Source organism: Winogradskyella sp. (genome assembly GCF_013213835.1).
Taxonomy (GTDB): domain Bacteria; phylum Bacteroidota; class Bacteroidia; order Flavobacteriales; family Flavobacteriaceae; genus Winogradskyella.
Genome location: NZ_JABSSU010000004.1, coordinates 471,078 through 487,885 on the forward strand (window position 1 = coordinate 471,078; position 16,808 = coordinate 487,885).

Annotated in this window: 18 protein-coding genes and 1 tRNA gene; 12 read left to right on the plus strand and 7 right to left on the minus strand. The window is 33.9% G+C overall.

Going from position 1 to position 16,808, the window contains the following annotated elements; translation table 11 throughout:
* Positions 1 to 8: 8 nt before the first annotated feature.
* The 3 genes from HRU50_RS07970 to HRU50_RS07980 are packed head-to-tail and all read right to left on the minus strand — an operon-like array spanning position 9 to position 3,149.
* Positions 9 to 1,181, minus strand: a complete 1,173-nt coding sequence (locus HRU50_RS07970; RefSeq protein WP_296349954.1) for an efflux RND transporter periplasmic adaptor subunit — start codon at positions 1,179 to 1,181, stop codon at positions 9 to 11.
* Positions 1,182 to 1,191: 10 nt separating this feature from the next.
* Positions 1,192 to 2,535 (minus strand): TolC family protein, encoded by a 1,344-nt coding sequence (locus HRU50_RS07975; protein ID WP_296349956.1) that lies wholly within the window; start codon positions 2,533 to 2,535, stop codon positions 1,192 to 1,194.
* An 8-nt stretch (positions 2,536 to 2,543) separates the two neighbouring features.
* On the minus strand, positions 2,544 to 3,149 hold the full coding sequence (locus HRU50_RS07980; protein WP_296349957.1) for a TetR/AcrR family transcriptional regulator: 606 nt from the start codon (positions 3,147 to 3,149) through the stop codon (positions 2,544 to 2,546).
* A gap of 119 nt (positions 3,150 to 3,268) precedes the next feature.
* Between HRU50_RS07980 and HRU50_RS07985 the strand changes: the two genes are divergently transcribed.
* Together HRU50_RS07985 and HRU50_RS07990 are read left to right on the plus strand one after the other, a co-directional pair.
* Positions 3,269 to 4,243, plus strand: a complete 975-nt coding sequence (locus HRU50_RS07985; protein WP_296349959.1) for a polyprenyl synthetase family protein — start codon at positions 3,269 to 3,271, stop codon at positions 4,241 to 4,243.
* On the plus strand, positions 4,243 to 4,593 hold the full coding sequence (locus HRU50_RS07990; RefSeq protein ID WP_296349961.1) for a hypothetical protein: 351 nt from the start codon (positions 4,243 to 4,245) through the stop codon (positions 4,591 to 4,593). Before HRU50_RS07985 ends, HRU50_RS07990 begins: the two co-directional genes overlap by 1 nt.
* A gap of 78 nt (positions 4,594 to 4,671) precedes the next feature.
* Here the strand turns inward: HRU50_RS07990 and HRU50_RS07995 are convergent, their stop codons facing one another.
* Positions 4,672 to 5,205, minus strand: coding sequence for an alpha-ketoglutarate decarboxylase (locus tag HRU50_RS07995; RefSeq protein ID WP_296349962.1), 534 nt, complete (start codon positions 5,203 to 5,205; stop codon positions 4,672 to 4,674).
* A 123-nt stretch (positions 5,206 to 5,328) separates the two neighbouring features.
* On the opposite strand from HRU50_RS07995, the gene HRU50_RS08000 reads away from it, so the two are divergent.
* Both HRU50_RS08000 and odhB read left to right on the plus strand, forming a co-directional pair.
* A complete protein-coding gene (locus HRU50_RS08000) occupies positions 5,329 to 8,094 on the plus strand; it encodes a 2-oxoglutarate dehydrogenase E1 component (RefSeq protein WP_296349964.1) in 2,766 nt (921 codons plus the stop codon).
* 34 nt (positions 8,095 to 8,128) lie between these two features.
* Entirely contained in the window at positions 8,129 to 9,343 is a 1,215-nt protein-coding gene (gene odhB / locus HRU50_RS08005; protein ID WP_296349966.1) for a 2-oxoglutarate dehydrogenase complex dihydrolipoyllysine-residue succinyltransferase, read from the plus strand.
* Between the two features lie 554 nt (positions 9,344 to 9,897).
* Here odhB and HRU50_RS08010 read toward each other — a convergent pair.
* Together HRU50_RS08010 and HRU50_RS08015 are read right to left on the minus strand one after the other, a co-directional pair.
* Positions 9,898 to 10,521 (minus strand): response regulator transcription factor, encoded by a 624-nt coding sequence (locus tag HRU50_RS08010; protein WP_296349968.1) that lies wholly within the window; start codon positions 10,519 to 10,521, stop codon positions 9,898 to 9,900.
* 13 nt (positions 10,522 to 10,534) lie between these two features.
* Positions 10,535 to 10,990 (minus strand): TIGR02281 family clan AA aspartic protease, encoded by a 456-nt coding sequence (locus HRU50_RS08015; protein ID WP_296349970.1) that lies wholly within the window; start codon positions 10,988 to 10,990, stop codon positions 10,535 to 10,537.
* Between the two features lie 48 nt (positions 10,991 to 11,038).
* On the opposite strand from HRU50_RS08015, the gene HRU50_RS08020 reads away from it, so the two are divergent.
* The 8 genes from HRU50_RS08020 to HRU50_RS08055 all read left to right on the plus strand — a co-directional run bounded on the left by HRU50_RS08020 (position 11,039) and on the right by HRU50_RS08055 (position 16,203).
* Positions 11,039 to 11,806 (plus strand): TatD family hydrolase, encoded by a 768-nt coding sequence (locus tag HRU50_RS08020; protein WP_296349972.1) that lies wholly within the window; start codon positions 11,039 to 11,041, stop codon positions 11,804 to 11,806.
* 4 nt (positions 11,807 to 11,810) lie between these two features.
* Positions 11,811 to 12,836: an asparaginase gene (locus HRU50_RS08025; protein ID WP_296349974.1), complete on the plus strand. Its 1,026-nt coding sequence runs from the start codon at positions 11,811 to 11,813 to the stop codon at positions 12,834 to 12,836.
* 76 nt (positions 12,837 to 12,912) lie between these two features.
* Positions 12,913 to 13,000 (plus strand) — tRNA-Ser (locus HRU50_RS08030).
* 75 nt (positions 13,001 to 13,075) lie between these two features.
* Positions 13,076 to 13,843 carry a MotA/TolQ/ExbB proton channel family protein gene (locus HRU50_RS08035; protein ID WP_296349976.1) on the plus strand — a complete coding sequence of 256 codons (768 nt, stop codon included), beginning with the start codon at positions 13,076 to 13,078 and terminating at the stop codon, positions 13,841 to 13,843.
* Between the two features lie 15 nt (positions 13,844 to 13,858).
* Positions 13,859 to 14,299 (plus strand): hypothetical protein, encoded by a 441-nt coding sequence (locus HRU50_RS08040; RefSeq protein WP_296349978.1) that lies wholly within the window; start codon positions 13,859 to 13,861, stop codon positions 14,297 to 14,299.
* Positions 14,300 to 14,305: 6 nt separating this feature from the next.
* Positions 14,306 to 14,941, plus strand: a complete 636-nt coding sequence (locus tag HRU50_RS08045) for a biopolymer transporter ExbD (RefSeq protein WP_296349980.1) — start codon at positions 14,306 to 14,308, stop codon at positions 14,939 to 14,941.
* 11 nt (positions 14,942 to 14,952) lie between these two features.
* A complete protein-coding gene (locus HRU50_RS08050) occupies positions 14,953 to 15,414 on the plus strand; it encodes a biopolymer transporter ExbD (RefSeq protein ID WP_296349982.1) in 462 nt (153 codons plus the stop codon).
* 87 nt (positions 15,415 to 15,501) lie between these two features.
* Positions 15,502 to 16,203 (plus strand): porin family protein, encoded by a 702-nt coding sequence (locus tag HRU50_RS08055; protein ID WP_296349983.1) that lies wholly within the window; start codon positions 15,502 to 15,504, stop codon positions 16,201 to 16,203.
* Here HRU50_RS08055 and HRU50_RS08060 read toward each other — a convergent pair.
* Positions 16,198 to 16,806, minus strand: a complete 609-nt coding sequence (locus HRU50_RS08060) for a hypothetical protein (protein ID WP_296349984.1) — start codon at positions 16,804 to 16,806, stop codon at positions 16,198 to 16,200. The genes HRU50_RS08055 and HRU50_RS08060 overlap by 6 nt on opposite strands.
* Between the last annotated feature and the right edge of the window lie 2 nt (positions 16,807 to 16,808).

Below are 16,808 nucleotides of genomic sequence, written 5' to 3' on the forward strand. Positions count from 1 at the left end.
GGTTAATTTTATTTTGTCTCTAGAACTTTTACTTCTTGTCCGTCTTTTACGCTTCTAGCGCCTTCTTCAATAATCTTTGAACCATTTTCTAGTCCTGAAAGAATTTCTATATAATCACCACTAGTCTTACCAGTTTCAATAATAGTTTGTTTTGCAACCGCAACACTATCATTTTTAGTTGTAACCGTGTAAACATATTGTTGTCCTTCAGAATTTTCGGAGATAATACTTTGAGGAATTAATATGGCATTCTCACTAGTATAATCGTTAATTTTTAACTTGGCCGTAAGATTTGGCTTTATTGTTCTTTCTTTATTTGGCACAGCAACCTCTACTTTAAAGGTTCTGTTAGCAGGATTAATAAAGTTACCAGCTTGTCTTACTTTAGCAGTCATTGATTTTCCTAAAACTGGGAAGAAGATTTCAACGTCCTTTCCCTTTGTTACATTAGTGATATAACTCTCTGGTACATCAGTTTCAATATACATATCATCTAGATTAACAAGTCTAAATAATTGCGATTGTCCTGGTCCAACAACAGTACCTTGATCTGTAATTACATCGTCAATTGTTCCTGAAAATGGTGCTCGTACAATGGTCTTACCAATTTGTTTTTGCATTTGGCTGATGGCTTGTTCCTGAGCTTCATAACTAGATTTAGCTTGAAGATATTGAATTTCACTACCAATTTTTTGATTCCAAAGTCGCTCTTGACGTTCAAAAGTTGTTTTTGCCAATTCAGCCTGAATTTGCATCTGTGCCAATTGCTGACTTAATCCACCATCATCTATCTTAGCTAATGCTTGTCCTGATTTTACGTTTTGACCTTTCTTTACATATACATTTGTCAAAACACCAGCATACTCCGGATAAATAACAATATTCTTTTTTGTGCTGACATTACCTTGTAAGTCAACAAAATGCTCAAATTTCTTCTGTTCAGTAGTAAAAACAGTGACTAAAGGCATTTTTAATGCTGGACTAAGTTCTTTGATCTTTTCATCTAAACTTTCAATTTGAGCAATTAATGCCTTATGTTCAGTGTCTAGTTCAGTTTTTTTAGCTCGTAATTGTTCTAGGCTTCCAGAAGCAACTAGTTCTTCTACTGATTGATTTTTATCGCTTCCACCACATGACATTAAAATGGCCGCTGTAAAGGTGATGATTATATATTTTTTCATTTTCAGGTGTTTAAAAATTGCTTGTTGTATTAGTGATTGTCTCTAGTTCTGCTTTACTGTTAATAACGTTTAGCATGGTTTGTAATAACTCTTGTTGCGCACTGTATAGTTGCGTTTGTGCTTGTCTCAATTCAAAACTCGAAGCAATACCTTCAAAGAATTTTGTTTGATTTTTTTGCTCTATGCGCTCAGCAAGAGACAAGTTTTGTTTTTTGTTGTAGTAATCTTCAGTCGCAAATTTATAATTGCTTTTTGCGGTTTCTATTTCTAGTAATAAACGCTGTTCTGTTTCGGTCAGTTGATCAATAGATTTTTCTAAGTTGATTTTTGCACGTTGCGTCGCAGCACTTCTTCCGCCTGAACTGAATATTGGTAAATTTAAATTAAATCCAAACGAGGAAAAACCGGCCCAATCTTGCTCTCGGTCTAAAAATGTAAACTCATTACTAAAACCTAAATAACCTCCATTAAGAAAAGCACTCAATTGCGGTAATGCTTTGCTTTTTTCTAGTTTAAGCAATAATTCTTTAGAAACTTTATCATTTTCAGCGATTTTGTAATCTATTGTTGAGGTGACGTCATTTGCCTGCGTTAATGCCTCAAGAGAAATATTATTTTCCGCTAAGCTTTCTAAGTCGTCTGTTAGTGTGATTGCTGAATTATAATCAATTCCAAGAGCGACATTAAGCATTTGATATGCAATGTCTCTTAAACGTTTTGCGTTGTTGAGACTACTTTGTAAGTTCGAAAGTGTTATTTGTAATTGCTCTACACTTTCTTCTTCTTCTAATCCGTTTTCATAGATTTTAGTGACTTCATCTAAGTTTTTTTGAAGTACTGTAATATTCTTCTCGTAAATTAGTACACTTTCTTTGGCTAAAAGAACATTACCATATGCGTTAATAATCCCTTTTCTCACCTCTAAATCTGTCTTTTCCTTTGCATTTTTAGAAATTTCTAGAAAAACTTTGGCAGATTGTAAACCTACTAGGTATGATCCATCAAATAAAAGCTGGCTTAAAGTTGCTGTGGCATTAACGTTTTGTTGTGTGCCAAAAATAACTTCAGCAAATTCACCTGGCTCACCACCAAAAAATTCTGCAGGAACTAGAGATACCTGTTGTTTAAGAAAGTTTTGATAGTTAACTGTGGCATTCAATTGTGGTAAACCAATGGTTGTGGTTTCCCATTTTTGTTTTTTTGCGGCCTCAATATCCCTCAGAGCGTTTTTGGCCTGTCGGTTATTTTGTAGTGCGTAATCTATAGCTTCTTGCAAGCTAAAGGCGTTCGGAATGTCTTGCGAATTTCCCAAACTAAAGCTCAAAATTGATATGACTATTAAGATGTGTTTCATGTAATATATTATGATTGATGTTTTACAATAAATTGATTCAGTATGTCAAAGCCTTTTTCTGTTACTATGGCTCTTAGGTGATATTCTAGATAGCTTTCCATGAGATACTCCATTTGATATTTCTCAGCAGGAAAAAACATATTATCTTTAATTCCTGTCATGCCGGTAAAGTACATTCTAGAAATAAAGTCAATATCAATATTATCTCTAAACACACCGGTATCAACACCATGCTGTAAACTTTCTTGCACAGAACTGTGCATTTTTTCAAACTGCTTAAATTTTAATTGTGCATGAATTTTTGGATAATATTTCTTCAGTTGGTATTGTGGTGATGTTTTCTCATTTTTTAAATGCTGCATCACATACATTTTAATAGAATATAGCTCTTCAATAGGATTTGGTGCGTTAGTACAAATACCGTCTATACCATCACAAATAGTATCAAATAAATTGAATGTTACTGCTTCAACAAGTTTGGTCTTATTGCTAAAATGGACATAAATGGTCTTTTTAGAAATACCAAGTTCGTTGGCTATATCATCCATAGTCACACTCTTAAAACCCAGTGTAAGAAATAGTTCTGCTGATTTTTGAATAATATTTTCTCTCATGATCTGGGCACAAATGTACATATGGAAACTTTAAAAACAAAAAAAGTTTCCAAAGTTTAATAATTATTTAACATGAGTAACATTGGCTTTAAATAGGCTTATTGCTTTATTTTTGCCTTATGCAAAACATTGAAGCTTATCAGAAATCTTTTATCTCTTATTTAGAAGATTTTACGACCGAAAGAGAACCTAAAAACCTTTATGAGCCAGTTAATTACATATTAAAATTAGGTGGAAAACGCTTACGTCCAGTATTAACCGTAATGACTGCGGACATTTTTGGCGCTCATATTAACGAAGCGATGGATGCTGCATTATCGGTAGAGGTTTTTCATAACTTTTCCTTGGTACATGACGATATCATGGATGATGCACCGTTAAGAAGAGGAAAAGAAACAGTGCATGAGAAATGGGATGTCAATACAGGAATATTGTCGGGTGATGCAATGCTAATTTTAGCCTATCAGCTTTTTGAAAATTATAAGTCAGATGTTTTTCAGGCATTGGCAAAACTGTTTAGCAAGACTGCATTAGAGGTTTGTGAAGGACAGCAGTACGATATAGATTTTGAGACTCGTAATGATGTTACAATACCTGAGTATCTCAAAATGATTGAGTATAAAACGGCTGTTTTGGTAGGTGCCGCCATGAAAATGGGCGCAATTGTAGCTAGTGCGTCAATAAAAGACCAAGAGTTAATTTATGACTTTGGCCGATTTTTGGGTGTAGCTTTTCAACTTCAAGATGATTACTTAGATGCTTTCGGCAATCCTGAAACATTCGGTAAACAGGTTGGTGGTGATATCATAGAGAATAAAAAGACGTATTTGTATCTTAAGACTTTAGAATTAGGTACCGAAAAGCAAAAAGACGAGTTCATATCTGAAATGCAAAATGAAAACATTCCTAATGATGAAAAGGTAAAAATGGCGAAGAGGTTGTTTGAAGATTCAGGTTCTGCTGAAGCGACACAACAAGCTGTAAGAGCTTATACTGCAAAGGCGTTTGATGTGCTGAACGACTTAAATATTTCTGAAGAAAAGAAACACGTTTTAAAAGTTTTTGGTGAACAGTTGATGAATAGACGTGTATAATGGCATTGCCTGCTAATTTTGAAGATTTAATTTCTGAAGCTAATGCTTTGGAGCTTTATGAAAAGTTGATTATTCAATTGAATAAAGACCTATTGTTGGCCAATATAGATCTTGAGTTTAATAGAGAAACGCTTCCTACAAGTTTAAAATTAGTACTTCAAGAAACAATACAACATCTCATTCAACATCGTTTTACAGACTATCTCAATTTATTATACCAAATAGATGTATCAGAACACAAAATCAGAAGTTTAGTTACTGAAGACACATTGAGATTATCCGAAGAAGTTACTTTTTTGATTCTTCAACGCGAATGGCAAAAAGTGTGGTACAAAAACATTCATAAATAAGCAGCACAGATACTTCTGTCAAAATAGTTTTACTCTGCGATGAGTTCCTTTTCCTTTGGAAAGAGTTAGGGGACTCTTCTAGAACCAAAATCTAACAAAGGGCATCCATGCCTCTGGTTGTATACTTTTATTTGTGTCATAAAGTACATCGTATCTTATGCCAAAGGTTACATTTCCATTATTAAAACCAATTCCTAGAAAAAGTGCAGGATACCAATATTTATCTTTAATGTCTCCGTTAAATGCGTCTTCAATATTTCTGCTAACATAGAGTTGTTCAAATTCGGTAGAGAATTGAATTTCTTGCGAAGGGTTAAATAATCCTATGACACTTCCACCGAGAACAGCGGAGTTAAAGTCATTTTTAAATGAACTGTATTGAAAATTAAGTCCAGTACCTGCGGCAACATAAGGATTAAATCTGTACAGTGCATTAGGTGCTAACATACCACTAAAAAAGCCATTTCCAAAGTTTAGACCAACACCACCACCATACTGAACTCTATCCCAAAAGTTCTGAGACTCGTCATTGGCTTGAGCATAAGAAAAGATAGAAAAAGTGAAAAAAGCAAGGCTAATTATAAGTGCTTTTTTAGCAATAAACCGCTTCATAAAAATCATATTTAAGAATCTTCAAATCTAATTATCATAAATATAACAAAACCGCATCTAATTTTATCAAAAGTTGTATTTTTGCTTAAATTTTGTTGAAACGACAACGTCTCGAATTTAGTAATGGATAAATATTCCTTTCTCAACGCAGCCCATACAGCATACTTTGCTGATTTATACGACCAATACCTTAAAAATCCTGATTCTGTAGAACCAAGTTGGAGAGCCTTTTTTCAAGGTTACGATTTTGGCTCTGAAAATTATGGAATGGATGGTGAAATAGTAGAAGGTGTTTCTACGCAAATACCAGAACAAATTCAAAAAGAATTTCAGGTCGTAAAACTCATAGATGGCTACAGGAGTAGAGGACATTTATTTACTAAAACCAATCCTGTTAGGGCTAGACGAAAGTATGCACCAACTTTAGAGATTGAAAACTTTGGACTGTCTAAAAGCGATTTAAATACTGTTTTTTCGGCTGGTGAAATATTAGGATTAAAAGCAGTTACGCTTCAAACTATCATTGACCATTTAGAGCGAATTTATTGTGATTCTATTGGTGTAGAATATATGTACATCAGAAATCCGAATGAAATTCAATGGATTCAAAATAAGCTTAACGTCAATGACAATCATGGTAACTTTACCAATGACGAGAAGAAGTATATCCTTAAAAAACTGAATCAAGCCGTTGCGTTTGAATCATTTTTGCATACAAAATATGTAGGTCAAAAACGTTTCTCATTAGAAGGTAACGAATCTTTGATTCCTGCAGTAGATGCGATTATTGAGAAAGCTGCTGATGAAGGAGTAAAAGAGTTTGTTATGGGTATGGCACATCGTGGTCGTTTAAGTACATTAACAAATATTTTCGGTAAGTCTGCTAAAGATATTTTTAGCGAGTTTGATGGTAAGGATTATGAGGAAAAAGTATTTGATGGGGATGTAAAATACCATTTGGGTTGGACAAGTAATCGTGAAACTTATAACAATAAAAAAATCAATCTTAACATTGCACCAAACCCATCGCATTTAGAAACTGTTGGTGCAGTAGTGCAAGGTATTGCAAGAGCAAAGCAAGATAGAGATGAGATAAAAGATGCTTCTGAGGTATTACCAATTGTTGTACATGGAGATGCTGCAGTAGCTGGTCAAGGACTGGTTTATGAAGTTGTACAAATGTCACAGCTCGATGGTTATAAAACAAACGGAACTATACATATTGTTGTAAATAATCAGATTGGGTTTACTACAAACTATTTAGATGGTCGTTCGAGCACATACTGTACAGATGTTGGTAAAGTGACCTTGTCACCTGTACTTCATGTTAATGCAGATGACGCAGAATCAGTAGTTCACGCTGCACTTTTTGCCTTACACTTTAGAATGAAATTTAAAAGAGATGTATTCATTGATTTACTAGGATATAGAAAATACGGTCATAATGAAGGTGATGAGCCTAAGTTTACACAACCATTGCTATATAAGGCAATTGCTAAACATAAAAACCCTAGAGATATTTATGCTGAGCAGTTAATTGCAGAAGGCATCATTGATGAGGGTTATGTAAAGCACATCGAAGCAAAGTATAAAGAATCGCTAGAGGAAAAACTAGAAGATTCTCGTAAAGAAGATAAGACTGAGATTACTGCTTTTATGCAGGAAGAATGGAAAGGTTTAGAAAGAGTAACCGAAGTTGCCATGATGCAACCTGTGGATACAACAGTATCTAAACAAGTACTTGAAGATATTACTAAAGTAATCTCTAATCTTCCATCAGATAAGAAGTTTATTCGTAAGATTCAAAGACTAATAGAGTCTCGTCAAAAAATGTTTGATGAGGATCGATTAGATTGGGCAATGGCCGAGCACTTAGCTTATGGTTCTTTGCTTAATGAAGGCTTCAATGTTAGAATATCAGGACAAGATGTTGAGCGTGGAACCTTCTCTCATAGACATGCTGTTGTAAAGGTTGAAGATAGCGAAGAGGAAATCATCTTATTAAATAATGTTTCAGAAGATCAGGGTCAATTTAATATTTACAATTCATTATTATCTGAATATGGAGTTGTAGGATTTGACTATGGTTATGCCATGGCGAGTCCTAATACTTTAACCATTTGGGAAGCTCAGTTTGGTGATTTTAGTAATGGTGCTCAGATAATGATAGACCAGTATATTTCTTCAGGTGAAGACAAATGGAAAACCTCTAATGGCTTAGTAATGTTATTGCCTCATGGTTACGAAGGTCAAGGTGCAGAGCATTCTTCTGGTCGAATGGAACGTTATTTACAATTATGCGCAAAGGATAATATGTTTATAGCAGATTGTACAACACCTGCAAATATGTTCCATTTGTTGCGTAAACAAATGATAGCGAAGTATAGAAAACCTTTAGTTGTATTTACACCAAAGAGTTTATTACGTCACCCTAAAGTAGTGTCTACTGCAGATGAATTTGCTAATGGTAGTTTCCAAATGTTAATAGACGATGCAGAGGCTAATGCAGATAAAGTAAAATCGTTGGTATTTGTAACTGGTAAGTTCTATTACGATTTATTAGATGAGAAAGAAAAATTAGAACGTGATGATATTGCTTTGGTTAGAATAGAGCAGTTGTTCCCTCTACCAACAGAAGATATTAAAGCTGTTTTAGAGAAATATAAAAATGCAGACGATATAGTTTGGGCACAAGAAGAACCAAGAAATATGGGCGCTTATGGACATATGTTAATGCATCTAGAAGCAGCAAGAACTTGGAGAGCAGCAAGCAGAAGACCATATGGTGCGCCAGCAGCTGGTAGCGCAGTAAGATCTAAAATAAGACATCAAGAAGTAATAGATTACGTTTTTGATAAAACCAAGGATAATCAAAATAGAAAAAAATAATAAACTCAGATTAGAGCTTAAATACATATAAAGCATGATTTTAGAAATGAAAGTGCCTTCACCAGGCGAATCAATTACTGAAGTAGAAATAGCAGAATGGTTAGTGCAAGATGGAGATTATGTAGAAAAAGACCAAGCCATTGCAGAGGTTGATAGTGATAAAGCAACATTAGAATTACCTGCAGAAGCAAGCGGTACAATCACCTTAAAAGCTGAAGAAGGTGATGCTGTTGAGGTTGGTGCAATAGTTTGTCTAATTGACACAGCAGCAGCAAAGCCTGAAGGTAGTGAGCCAGCAGCCAAAGTTGAAAAGAAAGAAGAAGCACCTAAAAAAGAAGAATCCAAGCCTGTAGCTTCAGAAGCTAAAACATATGCAACTGGTACACCAAGTCCGGCAGCCAAAAAGATCTTAGATGAAAAAGGGATATCTGCAAGCGCTGTTTCTGGTACAGGTAGAGATGGTAGAATTACCAAAGATGATGCGGTAAAGGCTGTACCATCAATGGGTACTCCAACAGGTGGTAGTCGAGGTGAATCTCGTTCTAAATTATCAATGCTTAGAAGAAAAGTTGCAGAGCGTTTAGTTGAAGCTAAAAATACTACGGCAATGTTAACGACTTTCAACGAAGTAGATATGTCTCCTATTTTCAATTTGCGTAAAGAATATAAGGAAGCGTTTAAAGCTAAACATGGTGTAAGTTTAGGCTTCATGAGTTTCTTTACTTTAGCTGTGGTAAGAGCATTAAAACTGTATCCTGCTGTAAATTCTATGATAGATGGTAAGGAAATGGTGTCTTATGACTTCTGTGATATTAGTATCGCAGTTTCTGGACCTAAAGGATTAATGGTACCCGTAATTAGAAATGCAGAGAATTTAACCTTTAGAGGTGTTGAAGCAGAGGTTAAGCGTTTAGCATTAAGAGCTAGAGATGGGCAAATTACTGTGGATGAAATGACAGGTGGAACATTTACTATTTCTAATGGTGGTGTATTTGGTAGTATGTTATCTACGCCGATTATTAATCCACCTCAAAGTGGTATTTTAGGTATGCACAACATTGTAGAGCGTCCTGTTGCGGTAAATGGTAATGTTGAAATAAGACCAATTATGTATGTGGCCTTATCTTACGACCACAGAATTATTGATGGTAAAGAATCAGTTGGTTTCTTGGTAGCGGTTAAGGAAGCTTTAGAAAATCCAGCTGAGTTGCTGATGGACAATGATCCTAAGAGAGCCCTTGAGATGTAAAAAGTCTAAATACTCAAGATATAAGAAAGCGCAACTATTTAATAGTTGCGCTTTTTTTTAATAATTGTTTTGTCTTACTAACTAAAACGTAATTATAAAAAATTAACTGCGACGTTAACGCTGATTACAATTAAAGAACAAATGGCAAGTAATGCAATTAATAACTTGTCTTTTGTGGTTGTGGTATTATCATTCATAATGCAATTTTATTATTAATTTATATAAAAAGCTCTGAACTATTATAACCATGAACATTCAGAGCTTTTTGAGAACTTAAATTCGAGGCATTAATTAATAGCATTGTAAAGTTGCAAATAATTGTAATACAACACTATACGTAACGTTACGTATTTTTTAATTAATTTTTAAAACAAAAAGCCTTGACCAAAGTCAAGGCTTAAGTAATCCCCTAAGAACTAATTAATAGCGTGTTGTTAACCCTTACTTAACAACAAAGTTTAATAATAGTAACCATTAAACCTATGATGTAAAGGTCTGAAAGAATTCTGCATAAAACTATACGTAACGTTACGTATTTTTCAATTTTTTTTCAACTATAAGAATTCAGCATTTTCTTTTGCCCAAATAAGCAATCTATTTTGTTTACCATCTATGCCAAGTTTCCTAATAATATTGCTTTTGTGTTTTTCTATAGTTCTTCTAGATATGCCAAATTCTTCGGCAATTTCAGATGCAATCATGTTTTGAGCAATAAGCTTTAAAATTTCTCTTTCATGATTGGTAAGTTTGCTAAGATTAGTAGGTTCTTTATTTGTTTCTAAGTGAGCTATTAAGTCTGAACTAAAATAGTTACTATTATTAATGACTGCGTCAATACAGTTTTCAATTTCTTCCAGAGCAAATTCCTTTAGTATGTAGCCGTTTACACCAAGATTTATAGCGTCATTGTATGTTTTTTCATCTTTTTCGAGAGTAATTAGAATAACTTTAGTTTGTAATGTTTCTGTCTTACATTTTTTAGCAACTTCTAATCCAGTTAGAAAAGGCATTTGAATATCGAGAATAGCGAGATCTGGTTGATGAGCTTTAATAAGCGCAAAAGCTTCCTTACCATTTTTTGCACTAGCAATAACATTATATTCGTTTTCCTCTAAAAAATCCTCAAGACCTTTGAGAATTAGCGGGTGATCGTCTGCTATAATTATTGAGGGTTTCACTTAAGTTTGATCTTTATTTTCTTGTTTCGGTAAATTTTAAATAAAGGTACTTTTTTTCGTAATCTATAATTGCTTTTGATTTTTTTAATACGTCAGCACCAATAATACCATCTACAGGATCTGCATTATGACTAACCAAACCATTATTTACATGAGATAGATTAAATAAAATTAAAGCCACACGCTTTCTTTTCCAGTGACCTATTTTTAAATTATTAGAGTTTGATATTTTAGTCGTCATATTAGAGGCACCAGCACCAACGGCTTTTATCTCAGAATCTTTTACTTTTAAGTTGAATCGTTCTACCGCTTCAAACCCAACGCAACTACTAGAAGCACCAGTGTCTAAAATAAAACGTCCTTTAACACCATTTATTGAAGCCTTTATTTCAAAGTGATTGGTTTTAGTCAATTTTAACTTAACCCGAGAATATCCTTTGTTGAGCAGGAAGTCCTTTAATGTTTCCATTTTTAAGATTTGTACAAATATAATACTCTAATCGATTATTTTTGCTGCATGATAATTACAGATACACATACACATTTATATAGTGAAGCATTCGATGAAGACAGGTCAGAAATGATACAAAGAGCTATTGATGCTAAAGTTGAAAGATTCTTCATACCAGCTATTGATTCTGTATATACGGAGGCAATGCTACAATTAGAAAAGGACTTTCCAGATCATGTGTTTTTAATGATGGGTTTACATCCTACACATGTTAAGGCTAATTATAAAGAAGAATTGGCTCATGTGGAGGAAATGCTTGCCAAGCGTAACTTTTGTGCTGTCGGTGAAATAGGTATTGATTTGTATTGGGATAAAACGACTTTAGAGATTCAAATTGAAGCTTTTAAGCATCAGATAAATCTAGCAAAAAAATACAAGCTTCCAATCGTTATACATTGTAGAGAAGCCTTTGATGAAATCTTTCAAGTCTTAGAACAAGAAAAGTCAGACGATTTATTTGGTATTTTTCACTGCTTTACAGGAAATTTAGAACAAGCACATAAAGCTATTTCCTTTAATATGAAATTAGGTATTGGTGGTGTTGTAACCTTTAAGAATGGTAGAATAGATCAATTTATTAACCAGATAGATCTTAAACACATCGTGTTAGAAACAGATTCGCCGTACTTAGCTCCTAAACCTTATAGAGGTAAACGGAATGAAAGTATGTATATTGAGAAGGTTTTAGAAAAAATATCCGAACTTTATGGAATTACTGCCGATGAGGTAGCTAAAATTACGACTCAAAACTCAAAAGAAGTATTTGGAATTTAGTTCTATGAAAAAACCTAAAATATTACTTATTTATACTGGTGGTACAATTGGGATGATAAAAGATCCACATACAGGTGCGTTAAAAGCGTTTGATTTTGACAGTCTTTTAGATAAAATTCCAGAAATACGACTTTTAGATTGTGATATAAGTACCATAGCTTTTGAAACACCAATAGATTCATCCAATATGAATCCAATATATTGGAAAGACATCGCTAAGGTTATAGAATCTAATTATGCTCAAACAGACGGGTTTGTTGTGCTTCACGGCAGTGATACAATGAGCTATACTGCTTCGGCATTAAGTTTTATGTTAGAGAACTTAGATAAGCCAGTCATATTTACAGGTTCCCAATTGCCTATTGGTGATTTAAGAACAGATGCCAAAGAGAACTTAATTACTTCTATAGAAATAGCCTCTTTAAAGAAGCAGGGAGCAACTGTTATCCGCGAGGTATGTTTGTATTTTGAATATAAATTGTATCGCGCCAATAGGACAACAAAAATTAATGCAGAGCATTTTGAAGCTTTTGAATCACCAAACTACCCTACATTAGCAGAATCCGGTGTCCATCTTAAGGTGAATCAAGAGTTTTTGAGAAAAGAAAATTTTACTGAAGACCTTATTGTTAGAACGGCTATGGATACAAACATTGGTATTTTGAAATTATTTCCTGGTATTTCACAACCTATTGTAAAAGCAATTTTAAAAACAGAAGGATTAAAAGGATTAATTATTGAAACCTATGGTTCTGGTAATGCAACTACTCAAGATTGGTTTATCAATGAATTGAATGAGGCCATTGAAAGCGGTATTCATATAGTTAATGTAACACAATGCGCAGGAGGAAGTGTAAGTATGGGGCAGTATGAGACGAGTGCGCACCTAAAAAAAATAGGAGTCATATCAGGAAAAGACATCACAACTGAAGCCGCGGTTTCTAAATTAATGTATTTATTAGGCTATAAAATAGAGGCTAAGGAATTCCAGTATTATTTTGAAAAACCACTACGTGGTGAAATGACCTAAAATTAACGGCTCAAATTTTAGTGTTTGAACTTTTTTTCGTTATTTGCCAGTCTGTAATTTTAGTACTAAGATTTACAGAGAGGTGGCCGAGTGGTCGAAGGCGCACGCCTGGAAAGTGTGTATACTCCAAAAGGGTATCGAGGGTTCGAATCCCTTCCTCTCTGCATAGTTTTTAGGGACTAGTTACATAAAATTTTTTATCTTTAACACTTTAACTAATAAAATTAAGATTAAGAACAATGAAAAGATTATTTTCTATCCTTGCTATTACTTGTTTAATGGCTATTGGAACTGTTAATGCCAATGCAACAACACTAACAACTGCAACGGCAACCATTACTACAACTTTAGCTCAAGATGATGCTCCGGCAGAAGAGTTAGGTTTTCATCAAGTATTAAAAAAGCGTTTTATTGAAGGTGGTCCTGGATTCATGGGGATTGTACTTTTATGTTTAATTCTTGGTTTAGCAATTGCTATTGAGAGAATTATCTTTTTAAATCTTTCTACTACAAATACAAAGAAATTAACACAAAACGTAGAAGATGCATTAAACTCAGGTGGAATTGAAGCAGCTAAGGAAGTATGTAGAAATACAAAAGGGCCTGTTGCATCAATCTTTTACCAAGGTTTAGATAGAGCTGACGAAGATATTGACGCTGCTGAAAAAGCTGTTGTAGCTTATGGTGGTGTACAAATGGGTCAGTTAGAAAAGAATGTATCTTGGATTTCTTTATTTATCGCATTAGCACCAATGCTTGGTTTCATGGGTACAGTAATCGGTATGATTAAAGCTTTTGATAAAATTGAAGCAGCTGGTGACATGCAACCATCTTTAGTAGCTGGTGGTATTAAAGTGGCACTTTTAACAACAGTATTTGGTCTTATTGTGGCTATCGTACTTCAAATTTTTTACAACTATATTATCGCTAAGATTGATAGTATCGTAAATGATATGGAAGATGCATCTATCACATTGATGGATTTATTAGTAAGACACAAAAAATAAAAGACCAATAAAGATATGTTACACAAAATATTAAAAATTGTTGCTATAGTGCTCAGTTTAGCTGGTGTGGTTTCTCTTGTGAGAATCATTGCTGCTGGTGATGAAGCTATAGAAACTGGCGAAAAAGCAGGCTTAGTTGATCCTATGGCTTACATCGCGTATATCATTTTAGGACTTGTTTTAGCATTTGTTGTTGTGTTTGTAGTTAAAAACCTATTTACAAATACTGCTGGGCTTAAAAATACGTTGATAGGTGTAGGGGCATTTGCTGCTGTATTAATTATCTCTTACGTTATGGCAGGAGGTGATACAATGAAATATAAACTAGAAGACGGTTTTGCTACCGATTCACAGTCTCAGATGGTTGGTGCAGGGCTTACAGCTTTTTATATATTGATAATAGTTGCTGCATTAGCAATGATTTTCTCTGGAGTTAAAAAAGTAATTAGTAAATAGTAGAGTATGGCAAAAAGAGCAGCACCAGAGGTTAACGCAGGTTCAATGGCTGACATTGCCTTCTTATTACTTATATTTTTCTTGGTAACAACTACAATTGAGAAGGATAAAGGATTATTAAGAAGTTTGCCACCAATTGACGACTCTGAGGTAGAACCACCTATTATTAAGCAAAAGAACTTATTTACTGTTCTTATAAATAGAAACAATCAATTGCTTGTAGAAGAAGATCAAATGGAATTGAAGAATTTAAGACAAGCAGCAATTGAGTTTTTAGATAATGGTGGTGGTACAAATGCAGAAGGTCAAAGTTGTGATTATTGTAAAGGGAAGAGAGATCCATCCTCTTCAGATCACCCAGATAAGGCAATTATTTCAATGAAGCACGACAGAGAAACATCCTATGAGCAATATATGGATGTACAAAATGAGCTTGTTGCGGCATATAACCACCTTAGAGAGAGAGAAGCTAATCGCTTGTTTAAAAGATATTATCCAGACGCGGATAATGTGTATAAAGCAATGCTTGAAGAGAAGGAAAAGAATCAATTTAGTAAGGATACAGTTCTAAACGGTCGAATAGATCAGATTAAGAAAATGTACCCTATGAAATTGTCTGAAGCAGAACCAGATAAAAATTAAAAGTAACAATTATGTCAAAATTTAAAAAAGGAAAACAAGGAGACTTGCCTGCGATTTCAACGGCATCCTTACCTGATATTGTATTTATGTTGCTTTTCTTTTTCATGGTAGCGACCGTTATGCGTGATAGTACGCTGATGATTGATAACATACTGCCAAGTGCAGATCAGGTTGAAAAGCTTAAAAAAGATAGAACAGCATTTATTTATGCAGGTAAGCCGAGTGCGCAATATAAACAGTTTGGTGAGGAGCCAAGAATTCAATTTAATGATGCATTCATCAGTGTTGAAGAGGTTAAACCAAGTGTTTTAGCAGCGCAGGCTGAATTAATAGAAGAACTACAGCCAAAGTTTGTTGTAGGCCTTAAGATTGATAAAGATACTCACGCAGGTTTAGTATCTGATATTAAGCAAGAGTTAAGAAAAGCCAATACATTGAAAGTAATGTATATTGCAAACGCTCGAGCAGAATAATACAATTATCTTAGTTTTATAGAAAAACGTCTTGAGAAATCAAGGCGTTTTTTTATTTAGGTATGAAACTTTTCGTAGTTTTAATTCATGAAGTATTTCATTATCATAGTCGTGTGTTTCTTATTTACACCTTCATTTTCTCAAGAATCAAATAGTCTTGACGATACTATTTTAGATAACAAGTATCGAGAGGATCAGTTCTATTTCTCTATTACATATAATTTACTGACAAGTAGACCACAGGATATTACACAAAGTGGTTTTTCAACTGGGTTTCATTTAGGCTTTATAAGAGATATGCCAATTAATCAAAGACGTAATTTTGCAATTGGTCTAGGTCTTGGTTTGTCTTCTAATTCTTACAATCAGGATATGTCAATTTTAAGAAATGAAGAACGTGCAATAGTATATTCAGATATTGATGACACAAATTTAAATGTTACCAAGAATAAGTTTACAACCTATTTAGTTGAGTTTCCTTTAGAATTACGTTGGAGAACTTCTACATCAAAAGATTATGCATTCTGGCGCATTTATGCTGGATTTAAACTAGGTTACTTACTCTATAACTCAACCAAGTATAAAAGTGAGAATGGTGACTTAAAACTGTCTAATTTAGATGATTTTGATAACTTACAATATGGGCTGACTATGAGTATTGGATATGATACATGGAATTTTCATGCGTATTATGGACTTAATCCAATTTTCAATAACTCAGCGAGGTTTAATGGTGACGCTATTGATATGAGATCTTTTAAATTAGGTTTAATGTTCTATATCCTATAGCCAATAGTTCAAAAAGGCCAACTGAGGAAATAACCCTGTAAACAAGCCAATTAATAACTCTTGATTTGTATGCGCTTTCAGATGTAAGCGAGAAGTTGCAATAGCACCAAGAATAATCATCATTAACGCAATTGTCCCGTTAATATTTATTTGATAGTTGATCCCGATAGCTACAGCAAACATAAAAAAACCGGATGCAGCAATCATATGTATACTGGCTTTTATCTTAAAAAGTGCTAATATAAAACAGGCTAAGGTTGAACATAAAATCCCTAAAAAGAAAAAGTATAGCTCAACAATCTCATTAGGAGTCATTACTCTTAATAGAATCAATGTAATTATAATACAATTGATAAAAAGTGGAATAACACGTTCCTTAGTTGTTTTAAGGTAAATAGTGTCTACTTTATTAATAGTTCGTAATAAAAAAAAGAGTAAAATGGGTAGTATTATGGTGAGAATAACCACAGAGAAGATCTTGGCATTTTGAACAGGTTCAGGGATATATCGAGGTGTTTTATGAAAATAAAACATTACGCCAAGTAATGGCATAATCAGTGGATGAAAAACAAACGAGATACTTTTAAGTATAAAATCCTTCATCC

What these genes read in the sequence shown, in the direction of transcription:
- HRU50_RS07975 (WP_296349956.1), bottom strand. Translation starts at nt 2,535, where the DNA reads ATGAAACACATCTTAATAGTCATATCAATTTTGAGCTTTAGTTTGGGA.
- HRU50_RS08035 (WP_296349976.1), top strand. Translation starts at nt 13,076, where the DNA reads ATGAAAAGATTATTTTCTATCCTTGCTATTACTTGTTTAATGGCTATT.
- odhB (WP_296349966.1), top strand. Translation starts at nt 8,129, where the DNA reads ATGATTTTAGAAATGAAAGTGCCTTCACCAGGCGAATCAATTACTGAA.
- HRU50_RS08015 (WP_296349970.1), bottom strand. Translation starts at nt 10,990, where the DNA reads ATGGAAACATTAAAGGACTTCCTGCTCAACAAAGGATATTCTCGGGTT.
- HRU50_RS07970 (WP_296349954.1), bottom strand. Translation starts at nt 1,181, where the DNA reads ATGAAAAAATATATAATCATCACCTTTACAGCGGCCATTTTAATGTCA.
- HRU50_RS08000 (WP_296349964.1), top strand. Translation starts at nt 5,329, where the DNA reads ATGGATAAATATTCCTTTCTCAACGCAGCCCATACAGCATACTTTGCT.
- HRU50_RS07980 (WP_296349957.1), bottom strand. Translation starts at nt 3,149, where the DNA reads ATGAGAGAAAATATTATTCAAAAATCAGCAGAACTATTTCTTACACTG.
- HRU50_RS08025 (WP_296349974.1), top strand. Translation starts at nt 11,811, where the DNA reads ATGAAAAAACCTAAAATATTACTTATTTATACTGGTGGTACAATTGGG.
- HRU50_RS08050 (WP_296349982.1), top strand. Translation starts at nt 14,953, where the DNA reads ATGTCAAAATTTAAAAAAGGAAAACAAGGAGACTTGCCTGCGATTTCA.
- HRU50_RS08020 (WP_296349972.1), top strand. Translation starts at nt 11,039, where the DNA reads ATGATAATTACAGATACACATACACATTTATATAGTGAAGCATTCGAT.
- HRU50_RS08060 (WP_296349984.1), bottom strand. Translation starts at nt 16,806, where the DNA reads ATGAAGGATTTTATACTTAAAAGTATCTCGTTTGTTTTTCATCCACTG.
- HRU50_RS07985 (WP_296349959.1), top strand. Translation starts at nt 3,269, where the DNA reads ATGCAAAACATTGAAGCTTATCAGAAATCTTTTATCTCTTATTTAGAA.
- HRU50_RS08055 (WP_296349983.1), top strand. Translation starts at nt 15,502, where the DNA reads ATGAAGTATTTCATTATCATAGTCGTGTGTTTCTTATTTACACCTTCA.
- HRU50_RS08040 (WP_296349978.1), top strand. Translation starts at nt 13,859, where the DNA reads ATGTTACACAAAATATTAAAAATTGTTGCTATAGTGCTCAGTTTAGCT.
- HRU50_RS08045 (WP_296349980.1), top strand. Translation starts at nt 14,306, where the DNA reads ATGGCAAAAAGAGCAGCACCAGAGGTTAACGCAGGTTCAATGGCTGAC.
- HRU50_RS07990 (WP_296349961.1), top strand. Translation starts at nt 4,243, where the DNA reads ATGGCATTGCCTGCTAATTTTGAAGATTTAATTTCTGAAGCTAATGCT.
- HRU50_RS07995 (WP_296349962.1), bottom strand. Translation starts at nt 5,205, where the DNA reads ATGAAGCGGTTTATTGCTAAAAAAGCACTTATAATTAGCCTTGCTTTT.